Raw genomic sequence first — 18139 nt, 5'->3', positions numbered from 1 at the left:
TATGAAATAAAAGGCACTATGTGCCGCGGCATAGTTATTTTTTAGAAGAAGGAGGAGCAAGTTAAAATGGCAGAAAGTAACAAGATGAGGGAGATGCCGGTAAATAAGCTTATGATCCAGATGGGGATACCGATGATCTTATCTATGGCATTACAGGCGGTCTATAACATTGTAGACAGTGCCTTTGTCGGAAACATGAAGGTGGGAAGTGAAGCGGCGTTAAATGCGCTGACACTGGTGTTCCCGATTCAGATGCTGATGGTAGCAGTTGGAATCGGAACCGGTGTGGGAACCAATGCACTTCTTGCAAGGACGCTGGGGCAGCAAAATCCGAGAAAGGCAGCGAAGGTTGCAGGAAACAGTCTGTTCCTTGGAACAATCATTTATGCAGTATGTCTGTTGTTCGGAATTTTTGGAGTAAAAGCATACATTTCCTCGCAGACAGTGGATCCGGAGGTCCTTTCGATGGGAACAAGTTATCTGAGGATATGCTGCGTGATTTCTTTTGGAATTATCTACTTTTCATTATTTGAGAAGTTGTTACAGGCAACCGGACGTTCTCTTTATTCAACGATCGGTCAGGTTGTAGGAGCCGTGGTCAATATGATCCTTGATCCGATCATGATCTACGGGATTGGACCTGTGCCGGAAATGGGAGTGCGTGGTGCTGCTTATGCAACCGTTATCGGACAGGTTGTATCTGCAATATTATTATTCGTATTCCATATGAAATTAAATAAGGAATTTGAGCACGGTGTAAAGTATATGAAACCAGAATCCGGAATTATAAAGGAAATCTATACGATCGGTCTTCCGGCAATTATTGCACAGGCACTGATGTCGATCATGGTCTATGTCATGAATCTTATTTTAAAATTCAACCCGGCAGCCCAGACCGCATATGGTTTGTTCTACAAAGTCCAGCAGTTTGTACTTTTCCTGGCATTTGGACTACGAGATGCGATTACGCCGATCATCGCTTTTTCCTATGGTATGGGAAGCAAAAAGCGAATCAGAGATGGAATCCGTTATGGATTGATCTATACGGTAGTTTTGATGATTGCAGGGATTGTGATTACAGAGATTTTCCCAGATGCATTTGCGAGCTTGTTTAACGCAGGTCAGTCAAGAGAATATTTTTTCGGAGCAATGAGAATTATCTCGATCAGTTTTCTTTTTGCAGGAATCAATGTGGCATATCAGGGAATCTATCAGGCATTGGATGGAGGTTTTGAATCACTTGTGATTTCACTGCTAAGACAGTTTGTGATCATATTACAGCTGGCGGGATTTTTTTCGATTTTTGTCAGAAGCGGTCAGGCGGGAGTTTCACTGATCTGGTGGGCATTTCCAATTACTGAGCTTGTAGCTTGTCTGGTAGGATATGTATTTTTAAAGAGAATGAAAAAGAACAAAGTAGACAGTCTGAAATAAGGAGGGAGCGAAAATGGCAAAAAAAATTATTACAATCAGCAGAGAATTTGGAAGTGGTGGACGTTTTATAGGAGAGGAAGTCGCAAAAAAGCTTAAAATTGCGTATTATGATAAAAATATCATTACTCAGATTGCCGAGCAGTCTGGATTTTCCCAGGAATATATTCAGAAAACTTCCGAACTGTCGCCGAAAAAGGGCTTATTTGTGTATGCGTTTGCAGGACGGGATATAACAGGAAAATCGGTAGAAGATATGGTTTATGAAACACAGAAGAAAATAATTCTGGAAATTGCAGAAAAAGAAAGCTGTGTGATCATAGGCAGAAATGCAGATTTTATCCTGAAAGAGAGGGATGATGTGTTGAATGTATTTATACATGGAAATATGCCGGAAAAAGCACAGCGTATCTGCAGACTGTATGATCTTACAGAAGCAGAAGCGGTAAAAATGATGGAAGATACGGATAAACGCCGCAGAGCAAATTACAATTATTACACAGAGCAGAAGTGGGGGATGGCGGCTAATTATACACTGGCACTCAACAGTTCACAGCTTGGATATGAGAGGTGTGAGAAAATGATAATGGATTGCGCGAGGGCGTAAGCTGTTGTAGCTGTAAAATATTTTTACTATATTTAAAAATGAAAACAATCAAAATGATGGTTTTTTAGGAAGAAAAAAATACCGGAATTATCTTTCTTACTGTGCAAAGGAGATCAAAAATAAAATATCCTCTCCAGATTCATGTATGTGCAATGGAGATGATATTCAGAAATTATGGAAGCCATTGCTGACATAATTTCCGTTTCCAGAGGCTCATCGGAATGGTTTGCATATAGAATCAGGAGAGGATATTTTATTTTCCCACGGCGTCCCTTTACCTAACGGTTCAAAAGCTGAATCTACTTCTTTCGATTATATTTCTCTTCACAGTACTTGCACCGATACACTTCTTTCTCCGGATCGGTCAGTACAAACACATGATCCAGACCCTGCTCGATCGAAGTGATACATCTCGGATTGTGGCATTTGATCACATTCTTGATCTCTGCCGGAAGCTTCAGATCTTTTTTCTCGACGATCTTAGAATCCTCGATAATATTTACCGTAATATTGTGATCGATAAAACCAAGAATATCCAGATCAATAATATCGATCGGGCACTCAATCTTGATAATATCCTTTTTTCCCATCTTGTTACTCTTTGCATTCTTAATAATGGCTACGCAACAGTCGAGCTGGTCCAGGTTCAGATATTTGTAGATATCCATGCTCTTTCCTGCCTGGATGTGATCCAGTACGAAGCCCTCTGAAATTTTCCCAATGTTCAGTGTATTTTCAACCATGTCTTTCGCCTCCCTTAATCTACATGAATATCCAAAAGTGTCAAGATCAGTGCCATACGGATATAGACACCATACTGTACCTGCTTGAAATAAACAGCTCTTGGATCATCATCAACTTCAACAGAAATTTCGTTGACACGCGGAAGTGGATGGAGAACCAGCATATCTTTTGGCGCAAGTTCCATTTTCCCTTTGTCCAGGATGTAGAAATCTTTCATACGGACATAATCTTCCTCATTGAAGAAACGTTCTTTCTGAACACGTGTCATATAAAGGATATCGAGATCCGGAAGGGCATCCTCCAGGCGTTCTACTTCTGTATATGGGATATTTTTCTTATCCAGTACGTCTTTGCGTACATAACCTGGCAGACGGAGTTCCTCCGGTGAAATAAGTACAAACTCGATGTTCTCATAACGCACCAGGGCATTGATCAGAGAATGTACGGTACGACCGAATTTGAGGTCTCCACAGAGTCCGATCTTCAGATTATTCAGACGTCCTTTTAAAGAACGGATGGTTAAAAGGTCAGTCAGTGTCTGTGTAGGATGCTGATGTCCGCCATCACCTGCGTTGATCACCGGGATTGAAGAGTGCTGCGCTGCAACCATCGGTGCACCTTCTTTTGGATGTCTGATCGCACAGATATCTGCATAGCAGGAAACCATACGGATCGTATCTGCTACGCTTTCCCCTTTGGTAGCAGAGCTGGAAGCTGCCGAAGAAAAGCCAAGTACATTACCACCGAGATTCATCATTGCTGCTTCATGACTCAGTCGGGTACGGGTACTTGGCTCATAGAATAAAGTGGCAAGCTTTTTGCCTGCGCAAGCATGTGCATATTTTTCCGGATGAGCTTCGATATCACCTGCAAGATCCATAAGCTTATCGAGCTCTTCCACAGAAAAATCTAAAGGACTCATTAAATGTCTCATAAGAAACCTCCTTAAAAATAACCGCAGAATATGTGCGGGTTCATATATTCTTTATCTATAATATAACAAAAACATGGTTATTTCAACAAAGTTTTACATGTTTTTTCTGATCGGGTTTGCGAAGAAATGTAGATTTTACAGAAAAAATATATTATAATGAAAAATTAGTAACGTCAGCGTAAGAAGACATAAGGATAAAACGATAAGGAGTGGGACGATGCAGAGTCTGGAAGAGATGAGAAAAGAGCTGGATGTGATCGATGACCAGATCACCACGCTTTATGAGAGACGTATGAAGGTCTGCGAAGGAGTTGCAGAATATAAGATAAAGAACGGACGAAAAGTATTTGATAAGACAAGAGAGAATGAGAAACTGGCAGCTGTAGCGGAAAAGGTGTCCACAGATTTTAACAAAAAAGGGATCCGGGAGCTTTTTGAACAGCTGATGAGCATGAGCAGAAAGCTGCAGTATCAGCGTCTTTCTGAGGAAGGAGTTCTGGGAAGACTTCCCTTTATCGGACTGGATCAGCTGGATCTTGATGGTGCACGTGTGGTTTTCCAGGGAGTGGAAGGAGCCAACAACCAGGCAGCTATGTTAAAATATTTTGGGAAAAATGTGAAAAACTTCCATGTACCGTCATTCCGTGATGCAATGGAAGCAATTGAAGAGGGAAGCGCAGATTATGCAGTCCTTCCAATTGAAAATTCTTCCGCAGGTCCGGTGACACAGGTGTATGACCTTCTGGTGGAATTTGAAAATTACATTGTAGGAGAGACGGTCCTTCCGATTAAGCATATGCTTGCCGGAGTGAAAGGAACTACACTTTCCAGCATTGAAAGAGTGTATTCACATCCACAAGGACTGATGCAGACATCCCATTTTCTGGATGAACACGGAACCTGGCAGCAGATCAGTGTTGCCAATACTTCTATGGCGGCCAAGAAGATGATGGAAGACCAGGATACCACGCAGGCAGCTGTCTGCAACGAATATGCAGCAGAGCTTTACGGACTGGATATTCTGGCAAGAGAGATCAATGACGAATCTGACAACAGTACAAGATTTATCATTGTCACGAACCAGAAGGTATTCCTGAAAAATGCATCCAAGATCAGTATTTGCTTTGAAATACCGCATGAGAGTGGATCGTTGTACCATCTGCTTTCCCATTTTATTTACAATGACCTGAACATGACAAAGATCGAATCCCGACCGGTAGAAGGAAAAAGATGGGAATATCGTTTCTTTGTGGACTTTGAAGGAAATCTGGCAGATGCGGCAGTGAAAAATGCGATCCGTGGACTCAGGGAAGAAGCACTGAACCTGAAAATCCTTGGAAATTATTAGACTGAAAAAGAGAGGACACGGCTATGAGAACAAATGAACTGATATTATATCGTTATATGGAACATGAAGATCTGCTTCGGGACATGACATTTCTGATCGACAATGCAGATAATGATTATTATAATAAAGAGGATTTGAAGAGCCTTCTTTTCGAAAATTTAAATGAGCTGATCGAACTGGCTGCAAACTATGGATTTGAAGGAAACCTCTGGCATACCTTCCTGACCTTCCTGCTTGCCAACAGTGAGAATGCTTACAGTACAGCCTGCGAAGTGGTAGGAGAGGTAGAGGGAAGCGTCAATAAAGCAGCCCTTCATGATTTTCAGATTTTCAAAGAACTGTTCGAATATGATCTGAAAGAGATGGGTGAAAAGCTCGGTACAGACAGTCTGGAACTGATTGAGGACTATCATCCGGTCAATGCCAAGGGACATGTATTTAACAAGAGGATTCGCGATCGGATCTGCGACTTAAGCAAAGCTCTTGCGCAGACAGATGATGCAGAAGAATTTAAGACAACTGTAACCCAGTTCTACAAAGAATTCGGAGTGGGAACTTTCGGACTTCACAAGGCATTCCGTATTGAGCATACGGAAGAAGGAGCACAGATCGTGCCGATCACCAAGATCGCACACGTCCATCTGGACGATCTGGTGGGCTATGACATTGCCAAGAAGAAACTGATCGATAATACCGAGGCATTTGTAAAGGGTAAAAAAGCTAATAACTGTCTGCTTTTTGGTGATGCCGGAACCGGTAAATCTTCTTCGATCAAGGCAATCCTGAACCAATATTATGATCAGGGACTTCGTATGATCGAAGTGTACAAGCATCAGTTCAAAGACCTGAATGATGTGATCGCACAGATCAAGAACCGGAATTACAAATTTATTATTTATATGGATGATCTTTCTTTTGAAGAATTCGAGATTGAGTACAAATATCTGAAAGCGGTGATCGAAGGCGGTCTGGAGAAGAAACCGGATAATATTCTGATCTATGCAACTTCCAACAGAAGACATCTGGTACGTGAGACATTCAAAGATAAAGCCGACAGAGATGAAGAACTGCACACCAATGATACCGTACAGGAGAAACTTTCGCTGGTAGCAAGATTCGGCGTGACTATTTATTTTGGAAAACCGGATAAAAAAGAATTCCAGAAGATTGTCACCACGCTTGCAGATCGTTACGGTGTCGAGATGGAAGAGGAAAAGCTTCTTCTGGAGGCAAACAAATGGGAATTGAGCCATGGTGGATTAAGCGGACGTACTGCACAGCAGTTTATTGATTATTTGCTTGGACAACAATAAAAGGAGAACCAATATGAAGTGGAATAAATTCAGATTAAAGACAACAACCGAGGCAGAAGACATTGTCAGTAGTATGCTGATGGACCTTGGTGTACAGGGAATCGAGATTGAGGATAAGATTCCGATGACACAGGCGGAAAAAGAGCAGATGTTTGTTGATATCCTTCCGGAGACAGGAATCAATGACGGCATCGCATATATCAGTTTCTATCTGGAAGAAGATGAAGATAAAGAAAGTCTTCTGGAAGCTGTGAAAAATGAACTGGAAGATATGCGTGCCTATGTGGAAGTAGGTGAAGGAACGATAGAAGAATCCCAGACAGAGGATGTGGACTGGGTCAATAACTGGAAAAAATATTTTCACCAGTTCTATGTGGATGATATCCTGATCATTCCGTCCTGGGAAGAAGTAAAGCCGGAAGATGAAGGCAAGATGATCGTGCATATCGATCCGGGAACTGCATTCGGAACCGGAATGCATGAGACCACACAGCTCTGCATCCGTCAGCTCCGCAAATATGTGACAGAGGACACCAGAATTCTGGATGTAGGATGCGGAAGTGGAATTCTTGGAATGCTGGCGCTGATGTTCGGTGCAAAGTATTCTGTAGGAACAGACCTGGATCCGTGTGCGATTGATGCAACCTATGAAAATATGGAAGTCAACGGTATTTCAAAGGATAAATACGAAGTAATGATCGGAAATATCATTGATGATAAAGCGGTCCAGGATAAAGTTGGTTATGGATGCTATGATATCGTTGTGGCGAATATTCTTGCAGATGTACTGGTGCCGCTGACACCGGTGATCGTGAACCAGTTAAAAGACGGTGGTATCTACGTGACAAGTGGTATCATCGAAGACAAGGAGGAGACGGTAAAAGCAGCGGTAGAGGCAGCAGGACTCACGGTCCTGGAGGTTCATCATCAGGGAGAATGGGTATCTGTAACAGCGAGAAAAGAAACGAAAGCGTAGGCAGAGAGGGTCAGAAAAGATGCATCATTTTTTTGTAACACCACAGCAGATCTCCGGAGATAAGATCCGGATTGAAGGCGGAGATGTTAATCATATGAAGAATGTGCTCCGGATGAAGCTGCATGAAAAGGCTGAAATCAGTGACGGAGAAAGCAGAACCTATCTGTGCGAGGTGGAAGCCTATGAAGAAGATGCGGCGGTTCTGCATATTCTGGAAGAGATGGAAGCGGACACGGAACCGGCGTCAAAGCTGTATCTTTTCCAGGGGCTTCCCAAAAGCGACAAGATGGAGCTGATCGTGCAAAAAGCGGTGGAGCTTGGCGTGTATCAGGTGATTCCTGTAGCAATGAAGCGTTCTGTTGTTCGTCTGGATGATAAGAAAGCAGCGAAAAAAGCAGACCGTTGGAATTCCATCGCAGAAAGTGCGGCAAAGCAGGCCGGAAGAAGCCGGATCCCGGAAGTTACCATGCCGCTTTCTTATAAAGAAGCACTGAAAATGGCAGAAGAGCTTGATGTGACGTTGCTTCCGTATGAACTTGCAGGTGGTATGGAAGTGACAAGAGAAGTGATCCGCCAGATTAAAAGTGGACAGTCTGTTGGGATTTTTATCGGACCAGAGGGTGGATTTGAACCGGAAGAAGTTGATGCAGCAGTCAGTATGGGGGCGAAGGTCATCACCCTGGGCAGGCGGATCCTGCGGACAGAGACAGCCGGACTTGCAACGCTTGCTGTACTGATGTTTGAACTGGAACAGTAGACCGGCAGGCAAAGAACTGCATAAGATAAAGAGAAGAAGTGTTTGGGAGACAAAGAAAAATGGAAGTTTATCTGGATAATTCAGCAACAACGAGAGCCTATGAGTGTGTTCGGGATATAGTCGGAAAAGTGATGTGTGAGGATTACGGCAATCCATCCTCCATGCATAAAAAAGGTGTGGATGCAGAAGCGTATGTCCGTGAGGCGAAGGAGACACTTGCAAAGATTCTGAAGGTGCAGGAAAAGGAACTTTATTTCACATCCGGTGGAACAGAAAGTGACAACCTTGCATTGATCGGAGGTGCACGTGCCAATCACCGTGCCGGCAAGCATCTGATCACCAGTTCAATTGAACATCCGGCAATTCTCAATACCATGCGTTACCTGGAAGAGGAGGAGGGCTATCGTGTGACCTATCTTCCGGTTGATGAGTATGGACGGATCCGCCTGGATGCGTTAAAGGAAGCGCTCTGTGACGAGACGATCCTGGTATCGGTCATGTATGTGAATAACGAAGTGGGATCGGTTCAGCCGATTGCAGAAGCATCTGCGATCGTAAAGGCTTATAATAAAAATATCCTGTTCCATGTGGATGCAGTACAGGGATTTGGAAAATATAAGATTTACCCGAAAAAGATGGGAATCGATATGCTTTCTGTAAGCGGACATAAGATCCATGGACCGAAGGGAATCGGTTTTATCTATATCAATGAAAAAGCAAAAGTAAAACCGATCATTTTCGGAGGCGAGCAGCAGAAAAACATGCGTTCCGGAACAGAAAATGTACCGGGGATTGCAGGAATCGGGCTGGCAGCAAAGACGATTTACACAGACCTGGATGAAAAGGTGGCACATATGCGTGCCTTGAAACAGCACTTTATCGAAGGGGTACAGAAAATCGATCATACTGTGATCCACGGGCTTTATGATGAAACAAGTGCACCACATATCATCAGTGTGGGATTTGCAGGAATCCGGAGTGAGGTTCTTCTTCATACACTGGAAGAGAAGGGGATTTATGTATCATCCGGTTCGGCATGTGCATCCAACCATCCGGCGATCAGCGGAGTGTTAAAGGGAATCGGAGCCGGAAAAGAATATCTGGACGCAACGCTCAGATTCAGTATGTCAGAATTTACTACAGAAGAAGAAATTGACTATACGCTGGAAACATTATATAATTGTGTACCGATGCTTAGAAAGTACACACGCCATTAGGAGGAAAGAATGAAGTTTCAGACTTATTTGATAAAATATGGAGAAATCGGAATCAAAGGAAAGAACCGTTATATGTTCGAGGATGCGCTGGTAAGACAGATCAGGCATTCATTAAAGGACCTGGACGGATTGTTCCATACTTATAAAGCACAGGGAAGAGTTTATGTGGACTGTGACGGAGATTATGACGGAGATGAAGTGGTAGAAGCTCTGAAAAGAGTATTCGGAATTGTAGGGATCTGTCCGGTTGTCCGCGTAGAGGATAAAGGATTTGAAGAACTGAAAAAAGATGTGATCGCATACATGGATGAGGTTTATCCGGATAAGAATATCACATTTAAGGTAGAGTCCCGTCGTGCAAAGAAAACCTATCCGAAGAAATCAATGGAGATCAATTATGACCTCGGAGAAGCTATTCTGTATGCATTCCCGGAAATCCGGGTAGATGTACACCACCCGGATGTACTGCTTCATGTAGAGGTAAGAGAAGAGATTTATATCTATTCCGAGATCATTCCGGGACCTGGCGGTATGCCGATCGGGACCAATGGAACCGCGATGCTTCTGCTTTCCGGTGGAATCGACAGTCCGGTTGCAGGTTATATGATCTCCAAACGTGGCGTCGGACTGGAGGCAACCTATTTCCATGCACCGCCGTACACCAGCGAGAGGGCCAAACAGAAGGTAGTGGATCTTGCAAAGCAGGTTTCCAAATATACAGGACCGATCAAGCTGCATGTAGTCAACTTTACCGATATCCAGCTTTATATTTATGAAAAATGCCCACATGATGAACTGACGATCATCATGCGCCGTTATATGATGCGGATTGCAGAGCATTTTGCAAAAGAAGACGGATGCCTGGGACTTATTACCGGTGAAAGTATCGGACAGGTGGCAAGCCAGACCATGCAGAGCCTGATGGCAACCAACGATGTATGTACATTGCCGGTATATCGGCCACTGATCGGGTTTGACAAGCAAGAGATCGTAGATATTTCAGAGAAGATCGGAACCTATGAGACTTCCATTCTTCCATACGAAGACTGTTGTACGATCTTCGTGGCAAAACATCCGGTAACCAAACCGAATGTAGAAGTGATCCGCAAATCAGAAGAAAACTTAAGTGAAAAGATTGATGAACTGTTTGCAGAAGCAGTGAATACTGTGGAGACGATCATCGTAAAATAATAAAAGAAAAAGGGGAGCTTTTTCAGGCTCTCCTCAAAAAAAGAAAGGACGCAGTACAGAAAATGTACTGCGTCCTGATACTTCGCATTCTATTATACTAAGTATGGTTTCAGAAGTTCGATGATGTTATCAGCATCCTGGTTCTCAGCATGGATGTTCAGATCGATCGGTTTAGAAAGATCAAGACTGAAGATACCCATGATAGATTTTGCATCAATCACATATCTTCCGGATACCAGGTCAAAATCGTAATCGTATTTTGTGATTTCGTTTACGAATGATTTTACTTTGTCGATAGAATTTAAAGAAATTTGTACGGTTTTCATTGAAAACACACCTCCTTGATTTCATTTTCTATAGTTATATTAAAAGTTATACATAAAAAAGTCAAGGAACAAAACGCCGAAGAATGAATGAAATTTTCGTTAAATGTTATAAATATTGAAAGTAGGATGAATTTATGAAAAAAGCAGCATTACACAACCTGGGCTGTAAGGTAAATGCTTATGAAACAGAAGCGATGCAGGAACTGCTGGAAAAGAACGGATATGAGATCGTACCGTTTCATGATCTGGCAGATGTCTATGTGATCAATACCTGCTCGGTGACGAATATGGCAGACCGCAAGTCCAGACAGATGATCCATCGTGCCCGAAAACAGAATCCTGATGCAGTGATCGTAGCGGCCGGCTGTTATGTGCAGGCGCAGGTGGATATGGGTGAGCTGGATGAGAATATAGATATTGTAATCGGGAATAATAAAAAAAAGGATCTGATCCGCCTTCTGGAAGAATATTTTAAAGAAGACATTCCGGAACAGATGCAGGAGGTCATTGACATTAACCATACCTTCGAGTATGAGAGCCTCCATCTTTCCCGGACAGCAGAGCATACAAGGGCATATCTGAAAGTACAGGATGGCTGCAACCAGTTCTGTACCTACTGCATCATTCCTTATGCGAGAGGACGCGTGCGCAGCAGGAAGAAGGAAGATGTAGTGGAAGAGGTGCGTACACTTGCGAAACATGGGTATCAGGAAGTGGTGCTTACCGGAATCCATCTCAGTTCTTACGGATTGGAATGGAAAGATGAAAATGGAAAGCAGACAGAAGGACTCCTGGATCTGATCCGCGCGGTACATGGAGTTGAAGGGATCAAAAGGATCCGTCTGGGTTCTCTGGAACCGCGTATCGTGACGGAAGAATTTGCAAAAGAACTGGCTTGCCTGCCGAAGATATGTCCGCATTTTCACCTGTCTCTGCAGAGCGGATGTGATGCAACCCTGAAACGGATGAACCGCAGATATGATGCGGCAGAATATCGGGAAAAATGTGAGCTTCTCCGGAAGTATTTTGAAAATCCGGCACTGACAACCGATGTGATCGTAGGATTCCCGCAGGAATCAGAGGAAGAATTTGAAGCCTCCCGGGACTTTGTAGACAGCATCAATTTTTATGAGACTCATATATTTAAGTATTCAAAGCGCCAGGGAACGAAGGCTGCGAAGATGGACGGGCAGATCCCGGAACATGAAAAAACGCGAAGAAGCAATATCATGCTGGAACTGAACCGCAAAAAAATGCAGCGCTATGAAGAAGGATGGCTTGGAAAAAAGGTGGAAGTTCTATTTGAAGAGATGACAGAGCGTGATGGGAAAAATTATGTCACAGGGCACACCAAGGAATATCTGCGGATTGGGGTTCCATGCGAACCGGAACAGGCAGACCGGTGGACCAATCAGTTAAAAGAGATAGAACTTACTTCACTTTCACAAATTATGCATTGAATTTTTGTATAGATTATATTAAAATGAATATGAAGTATTGGAGGTCGTAAGATGAAAGATATAACGAATACACAATTTTTTCAGGTAGAGACAGGACCACAGATCCAGGCAAAAGATATTCTGGAAATTGTATATAATGCTCTGGTGGAAAAAGGATATAATCCGGTGAATCAGATTGTAGGATACATTATGTCCGGTGATCCTACATACATTACCAGCTATAACGGAGCAAGAAGCCTTGTGATGAAGGTTGAGCGGGATGAGATAGTAGAAGAATTATTAAAAGCTTATATCAGACATGAACTGTAGGTTGAAGATATGATGCGGATAATGGGACTTGATTATGGTACGAAGACCGTAGGTGTTGCTGTAAGTGATCCTCTGGGGATTACGGCACAGGCAGTGGAGACGGTTACGAGGAAGGACGAGAACAAGCTTCGGAAGACACTGGCAAGGATTGAGAGCCTTGCAACCGAATATGGAGTAGAGAAGTTTGTGATCGGTTTTCCAAAACATATGAATAATGATATCGGAGAACGGGCAGAGAAGGCACTGGAATTTGGAGAGATGCTGAAGCGGCGTACCGGCATTGAGATCGTGATGTGGGATGAGCGCCTTACAACGGTGGAAGCGGAACGGACACTTATGGAATCCGGCGTAAGACGGGAGAACCGCAAGCAGTATGTGGATCAGATCGCGGCTGTATTTATATTGCAGGGATATCTGGACTCTCTGGGTATGCAAAAGTAACAGGCTTTGGAATACAATCAGACGATAAGGGGAAAGTATATGAAGAATGAAAAATTAACGTTTACATGCGGAGAAGGCGGCGAAGCAGAAGAATTTTTTGTTGTGGAGCAGACCAGACTGAATGGAGTGACTTACCTTCTGGTTGCAGATTCAGAAGAGGATGATGCAGAGTGCCTGATCTTGAAGGATACAAGTGCGCCGGAAGAGAAGGACAGCGTTTATGAGATGGTAGAAGAGGAAGTAGAGCTTAATGCCGTACTCAAGGTGTTCGAAGAGCTTCTGGAGGATGTGGAGATTGAAGTGTAGACGGAACTGTCAAAAGAATATTTCTGACAGATAAGAACGGGGTTCGCACACAGAGGCGGACTCCGAATTTTACGATAATTAAATGTACGGATGAGATACATAAAAATATATGGAGGTGTGAGATTGAAGAAAAAAAGCAACTCAAAACTTAAGATCATTCCGCTTGGAGGCCTTGAAAAGATCGGAATGAATATCACTGCCTTTGAATATGAAGACAGTATTATTGTAGTAGATTGCGGATTGTCGTTCCCGGAAGATGATATGCTGGGAATCGATCTTGTAATCCCGGATATCAGTTACCTTAAGAGCAATGCGGATAAGGTGAAGGGTTTTGTGATCACACATGGACATGAGGATCACATTGGAGCGCTTCCTTATGTGCTTAAAGAGATTAATCTGCCGATTTATACAACAAAGCTGACTATGGGAATTATCGAGAAAAAGCTTACAGAGCACAATCTTCTCCGCTCAACTAAAAGAAAAGTAGTGCGCCATGGACAGTCGATCAATCTTGGAAAATTCAGAATTGAATTTATCAAGACGAACCACAGTATCCAGGATGCATCGGCACTGGCAATCTATTCGCCGGCAGGTATTGTTGTGCATACCGGAGACTTTAAGGTAGATTATACACCGGTATTTGGTGATGCGATTGATCTGCAGCGTTTTGCAGAAATTGGCAAGAAAGGGGTACTGGCATTGATGTCAGACAGTACCAATGCAGAGAGACCTGGTTTTACACAGTCAGAAAGGACAGTGGGAGCTACATTTGACCGGCTTTTTGCCGAACACTCCAATACAAGAATTATTGTAGCAACTTTCGCTTCGAATGTAGACCGTGTACAGCAGATCATCAATACGTCTTACAAGTATGGACGTAAAGTAGTTGTAGAAGGCCGCAGTATGGTAAATATCATTTCGGTTGCATCAGAGCTTGGCTATTTGAATGTGCCGGAGAATACGCTGATCGAGACAGATCAGTTGAAAAACTATCCAAGAGAGAAGACAACGATCATCACAACCGGAAGCCAGGGAGAATCTATGGCGGCTCTGTCACGTATGGCAGCAGATATCCATAAGAAGATATCGATCATGCCGGGTGACACGATCATTTTAAGCTCTAATCCGATCCCGGGTAATGAAAAAGCGGTATCGAATATCATTAATGAACTCTCTGAAAAGGGAGCGAATGTTATTTTCCAGGATACGCACGTATCCGGACATGCGTGCCAGGAAGAGCTGAAGCTGATCTATTCACTGGTAAAACCAAAATATGCAATTCCGGTTCACGGAGAATACCGTCATCTGAAAGCGAACGCAGGTATTGCCAAATCTCTTGGGATTCCGAAGGACAACATTTTCATCCTCAAGTCAGGCGATGTACTTGCACTGGATGATGAAAGCGCAGAAGTTGTAGATAAGGTACACACAGGAGAAATCCTGGTAGATGGACTCGGTGTTGGCGATGTCGGTAATATTGTTCTGCGTGATCGTCAGCATCTGGCAGAAGACGGAATCCTGATTGTCGTTCTGACACTGGAAAAGCGTACCAACCAACTTCTTGCCGGACCGGATATCGTATCCCGTGGATTTGTTTATGTACGTGAATCTGAAAGCCTGATGGAAGAGGCACGGAAGGTTGTTACGGAAGCGGTTGAAAAATGTCTGATGAGCCGTCATGCTGACTGGAGCAAGATTAAGCTTGTGATCCGCGACACAATGAATGACTTTATCTGGAAAAGAACCAAGAGAAAACCAATGATCCTTCCGATCATTATGGATGTATAATATAAAGATGCCTGTGGCATTTTTATGAAAATAAGCAGATGCGAAGATATCTGCATAAAGAAGCGCAGTCAGAGTTGAAAAGAAAATAAACTTTGTCTGCGCTTCTATGATAAATGTATAGGATAAGAATTCCCTTGGAAGAAAAGAGGAAGATATGATAGTAGAAGAACGACTTACGACTTACCTCCATTCTCTGGAAAGCGCGGACATTCCCGTTCTCGATGAGATCGAACAGGAAGCCCTTGCGGACATGGTTCCGATCATCCGCAAAGAGACAAAAAGTTTTCTGAAAGTAATGCTGGAGATCAAACGTCCGGTAAAGATTCTTGAAATTGGGACAGCAGTTGGATTTTCGGCAATTCTGATGGGAAAATATTCTCCGGAGGAATGTCACATTACAACAATCGAAAATTACGAAAAAAGGATTCCAATTGCCAGAGACAATTTTGCCAGGGCAGGTATGGAACAGAAAATTACGCTGCTTGAAGGTGATGCACTGGAGATTATGAAAGGCATGCCGGATGATGCAGGATTTGATTTTGTGTTTATGGATGCCGCAAAGGGACAATATCCGGCATATTTAGAACAGGTGATGCGTTTCCTTGTGCCGGGAGGGATCCTGATCACGGATAATGTGTTGCAGGACGGAGATATTATTGAGTCACGGTTTGCGGTGGAAAGAAGAGACCGCACGATCCATAGCCGGATGAGGGAGTATCTGTATACTCTGAAACATCATCCTGAGCTTGAGACGTCTATTCTTCCGCTGGGAGATGGAGTGGCACTGAGCGTGCGAAAATAAAAACAGGAGATAACAGTAACAGAAAGGAAAAAAATAATGGCAAGACATCCTGAATTATTGATACCGGCAAGCAGCCTGGAAGTGTTGAAGACTGCAGTCGTATTTGGAGCAGATGCAGTTTATATTGGAGGAGAAGCATTTGGACTTCGTGCAAAGGCAAAGAACTTTTCCAAAGAAGATATGATGGAAGGAATCCGGTTTGCACATGAGCATGATGTAAAAGTATATGTAACTGCAAATATTCTGGCACATAACTACGATCTGGAAGGCGTGCGGGAATATTTTAAAGAGTTAAAGGAAATAAAACCGGATGCATTGATCATTGCTGATCCGGGTGTATTTGAGATCGCAAAAGAAGTATGTCCGGAAATTGAAAGACATGTGAGTACACAGGCCAATAATACAAATTATGCAACTTATATGTTCTGGTACAGACAAGGGGCGAGCAGAGTTGTATCTGCAAGAGAACTTTCCATGCGTGAGATCAAAGAAATCCGTGCACATATCCCGGATGATCTGGAGATTGAGACATTCGTACACGGTGCAATGTGTATTTCTTATTCCGGAAGATGTCTGCTCAGTAATTTCTTTACAGGCAGGGATGCAAACCATGGCGCATGCACCCATCCGTGCCGCTGGAAATATTCTGTTGTGGAAGAAACCCGTCCGGGAGAATATATGCCGGTTTATGAAAATGAGAGAGGAACGTATATTTTCAATTCAAAAGATCTCTGTATGATCGAACATATTCCGGAGCTTATCGATGCGGGGATTGACAGCTTCAAGATCGAAGGAAGAATGAAAACGGCTCTGTATGTGGCAACTGTAGCGAGAACATATCGGAAAGCAATTGATGATTATCAGAAAGATCCGGAGCTTTACAGGAAGAATATGCCGTGGTATCTGGACCAGATCTCGAATTGTACCTATCGGCAGTTTACAACTGGATTTTTCTTTGGAAAACCATCGGAAGAGGCACAGATTTATGACAGCAACACCTATATCCGGGAGTACACATATCTTGGAATCACAGAAGAGATTAAAGACGGTATGGTGAAGATCGAACAGAGAAATAAATTTTCGGTGGGCGAGACGATTGAGATCATGAAACCGAACGGAGATAACGTGGAGGTTCAGGTAAAACGGATCGTAAATGAAGAAGGAGAAGAACAGGAGAGTGCACCACATCCGAAGCAGGTACTGTATGTAGAACTGTCCGGTAGGGCTGACAAGTACGATATTCTCAGAAGAAAAGAGGAAGCAGATGAATAAAAAAACGTGGAAGCCATATGCGGCGATCGTACTGATCCTTCTGTACGGCGTGGATATATTCTGGCTTTCCGGATTTTGTGTCTATTATTTTGGTGAGTGGGGAATTCCAATGTATGAGGGTCTTCTTGCAGTGCTGGCACTTGGAATAGTAGTGCTTTTCAGGGAAGACGTAAAGCGTGCATTCCCATTTCACAGACCGACGATCGCAAAGACTGTCGGAACATTGCTGATGTGGATCGGAACCCTTCTGATCACGATGATTCCGACATCGATCCTGCTTTATGTATTTCCGGAGCAGATGAGTGGGGCTACAGAAAGTGTGAGTGAATTATCCGGTGGACTGCCGTTTGGACTTGCATTTCTTCTGATCTGTGTCACGCCGGCGATTTTTGAGGAAATAGCATTCAGAGGCGGGCTTTTCAGCTGTTTTCGTGGCTTTAGGAGTCCATGGCCGGCAATTCTGATCAGTGCAGCAGTGTTCGGTGCATTTCATGGAAGTTTCTGGCGGTTTGTGCCGACAGCGATGCTTGGAATCGCCATGGGATATCTGCTTGCCGAGACGGATAACATGTTTTATAACATGTTCTTCCATCTGATCAATAATGCGTTACCGACATTGCTTTTACAGCTTACTTCCAGTGTGGCTTCAAAGCAGATGGAAAGTGCAGAAGCTATGGCATCGACAGGCATTTTGCTTGTGACGGTGGCGGTGTATTTTATTTATGCTTCGGCAGGACCGTTTCTGATTTATGCGGGGAATTACCTGATCCATAAAGGACAGCCGGGATACGACAGGGGACTTCTGCCAAGAGAGAAAAAGAAAACTCTGCTGGGGCTTGTGCTTGTAAGTAGCGTCTTTCTGGGACTTGGCATTCTGCTTTTTGGTATAGGAATGTTTGAGTAGAGTGTCCTGTCTG

General features: G+C 43.4%; 19 protein-coding genes. 16 read left to right on the top strand and 3 right to left on the bottom strand.

What is annotated here, in order from left to right:
* Positions 1–66: 66 nt before the first annotated feature.
* Together PGZ10_RS01130 and PGZ10_RS01125 are read left to right on the top strand one after the other, a co-directional pair.
* On the top strand, positions 67–1434 hold the full coding sequence (locus PGZ10_RS01130) for an MATE family efflux transporter (protein WP_270246204.1): 1368 nt from the start codon (positions 67–69) through the stop codon (positions 1432–1434).
* 13 nt (positions 1435–1447) lie between these two features.
* Positions 1448–2038: a cytidylate kinase-like family protein gene (locus PGZ10_RS01125; RefSeq protein ID WP_270246202.1), complete on the top strand. Its 591-nt coding sequence runs from the start codon at positions 1448–1450 to the stop codon at positions 2036–2038.
* Positions 2039–2337: 299 nt separating this feature from the next.
* Here the strand turns inward: PGZ10_RS01125 and PGZ10_RS01120 are convergent, their stop codons facing one another.
* Positions 2338–2781, bottom strand: a complete 444-nt coding sequence (locus PGZ10_RS01120) for an aspartate carbamoyltransferase regulatory subunit (RefSeq protein WP_117556128.1) — start codon at positions 2779–2781, stop codon at positions 2338–2340.
* Positions 2782–2795: 14 nt separating this feature from the next.
* The gene (pyrB, locus tag PGZ10_RS01115; protein ID WP_117823146.1) at positions 2796–3716 is read right to left on the bottom strand and encodes an aspartate carbamoyltransferase; all 921 of its coding nucleotides are present in this window, start codon (positions 3714–3716) and stop codon (positions 2796–2798) included.
* Between the two features lie 217 nt (positions 3717–3933).
* On the opposite strand from pyrB, the gene pheA reads away from it, so the two are divergent.
* Genes pheA through thiI form a run of 6 tightly spaced genes read left to right on the top strand, consistent with a single transcriptional unit; the run spans position 3934 to position 10518 of the window.
* Positions 3934–5064, top strand: a complete 1131-nt coding sequence (gene pheA / locus PGZ10_RS01110) for a prephenate dehydratase (RefSeq protein WP_270540509.1) — start codon at positions 3934–3936, stop codon at positions 5062–5064.
* A 23-nt stretch (positions 5065–5087) separates the two neighbouring features.
* Positions 5088–6377: an ATP-binding protein gene (locus PGZ10_RS01105; RefSeq protein WP_022220371.1), complete on the top strand. Its 1290-nt coding sequence runs from the start codon at positions 5088–5090 to the stop codon at positions 6375–6377.
* A 13-nt stretch (positions 6378–6390) separates the two neighbouring features.
* Positions 6391–7353: a 50S ribosomal protein L11 methyltransferase gene (gene prmA / locus PGZ10_RS01100; RefSeq protein ID WP_008374985.1), complete on the top strand. Its 963-nt coding sequence runs from the start codon at positions 6391–6393 to the stop codon at positions 7351–7353.
* Between the two features lie 19 nt (positions 7354–7372).
* On the top strand, positions 7373–8110 hold the full coding sequence (locus PGZ10_RS01095) for a 16S rRNA (uracil(1498)-N(3))-methyltransferase (protein WP_195412851.1): 738 nt from the start codon (positions 7373–7375) through the stop codon (positions 8108–8110).
* Positions 8111–8169: 59 nt separating this feature from the next.
* Positions 8170–9327 carry a cysteine desulfurase family protein gene (locus PGZ10_RS01090; protein WP_008374989.1) on the top strand — a complete coding sequence of 386 codons (1158 nt, stop codon included), beginning with the start codon at positions 8170–8172 and terminating at the stop codon, positions 9325–9327.
* A gap of 9 nt (positions 9328–9336) precedes the next feature.
* Positions 9337–10518: a tRNA uracil 4-sulfurtransferase ThiI gene (gene thiI / locus PGZ10_RS01085; protein ID WP_055155635.1), complete on the top strand. Its 1182-nt coding sequence runs from the start codon at positions 9337–9339 to the stop codon at positions 10516–10518.
* Positions 10519–10610: 92 nt separating this feature from the next.
* Here thiI and PGZ10_RS01080 read toward each other — a convergent pair whose 3' ends face one another.
* Positions 10611–10844, bottom strand: a complete 234-nt coding sequence (locus tag PGZ10_RS01080; RefSeq protein ID WP_008374994.1) for an HPr family phosphocarrier protein — start codon at positions 10842–10844, stop codon at positions 10611–10613.
* A 134-nt stretch (positions 10845–10978) separates the two neighbouring features.
* Between PGZ10_RS01080 and mtaB the strand changes: the two genes are divergently transcribed.
* From mtaB to PGZ10_RS01040, 8 genes are all read left to right on the top strand, one after another.
* Positions 10979–12304 carry a tRNA (N(6)-L-threonylcarbamoyladenosine(37)-C(2))-methylthiotransferase MtaB gene (mtaB, locus tag PGZ10_RS01075; protein ID WP_270540507.1) on the top strand — a complete coding sequence of 442 codons (1326 nt, stop codon included), beginning with the start codon at positions 10979–10981 and terminating at the stop codon, positions 12302–12304.
* A gap of 51 nt (positions 12305–12355) precedes the next feature.
* On the top strand, positions 12356–12613 hold the full coding sequence (locus PGZ10_RS01070; protein WP_008374998.1) for an IreB family regulatory phosphoprotein: 258 nt from the start codon (positions 12356–12358) through the stop codon (positions 12611–12613).
* Between the two features lie 12 nt (positions 12614–12625).
* On the top strand, positions 12626–13054 hold the full coding sequence (ruvX, locus tag PGZ10_RS01065) for a Holliday junction resolvase RuvX (protein ID WP_044999233.1): 429 nt from the start codon (positions 12626–12628) through the stop codon (positions 13052–13054).
* Between the two features lie 39 nt (positions 13055–13093).
* Entirely contained in the window at positions 13094–13360 is a 267-nt protein-coding gene (locus PGZ10_RS01060; RefSeq protein ID WP_008375002.1) for a DUF1292 domain-containing protein, read from the top strand.
* 123 nt (positions 13361–13483) lie between these two features.
* Positions 13484–15148 carry a ribonuclease J gene (locus tag PGZ10_RS01055; RefSeq protein ID WP_117556117.1) on the top strand — a complete coding sequence of 555 codons (1665 nt, stop codon included), beginning with the start codon at positions 13484–13486 and terminating at the stop codon, positions 15146–15148.
* Between the two features lie 154 nt (positions 15149–15302).
* Positions 15303–15950 carry an O-methyltransferase gene (locus tag PGZ10_RS01050; RefSeq protein WP_195368403.1) on the top strand — a complete coding sequence of 216 codons (648 nt, stop codon included), beginning with the start codon at positions 15303–15305 and terminating at the stop codon, positions 15948–15950.
* Between the two features lie 36 nt (positions 15951–15986).
* Positions 15987–17222 (top strand): peptidase U32 family protein, encoded by a 1236-nt coding sequence (locus PGZ10_RS01045; protein ID WP_008375008.1) that lies wholly within the window; start codon positions 15987–15989, stop codon positions 17220–17222.
* Positions 17215–18126 (top strand): CPBP family intramembrane glutamic endopeptidase, encoded by a 912-nt coding sequence (locus PGZ10_RS01040; protein WP_117823156.1) that lies wholly within the window; start codon positions 17215–17217, stop codon positions 18124–18126. Before PGZ10_RS01045 ends, PGZ10_RS01040 begins: the two co-directional genes overlap by 8 nt.
* Positions 18127–18139 lie beyond the last annotated feature (13 nt).

The organism is Coprococcus sp. AF102-57 (genome assembly GCF_027686195.1).
Taxonomy (GTDB): domain Bacteria; phylum Bacillota; class Clostridia; order Lachnospirales; family Lachnospiraceae; genus Allocoprococcus; species Allocoprococcus comes.
Note: the sequence above shows the minus strand (reverse complement) of the source record. Positions and strands in the feature narration are given on the sequence as shown.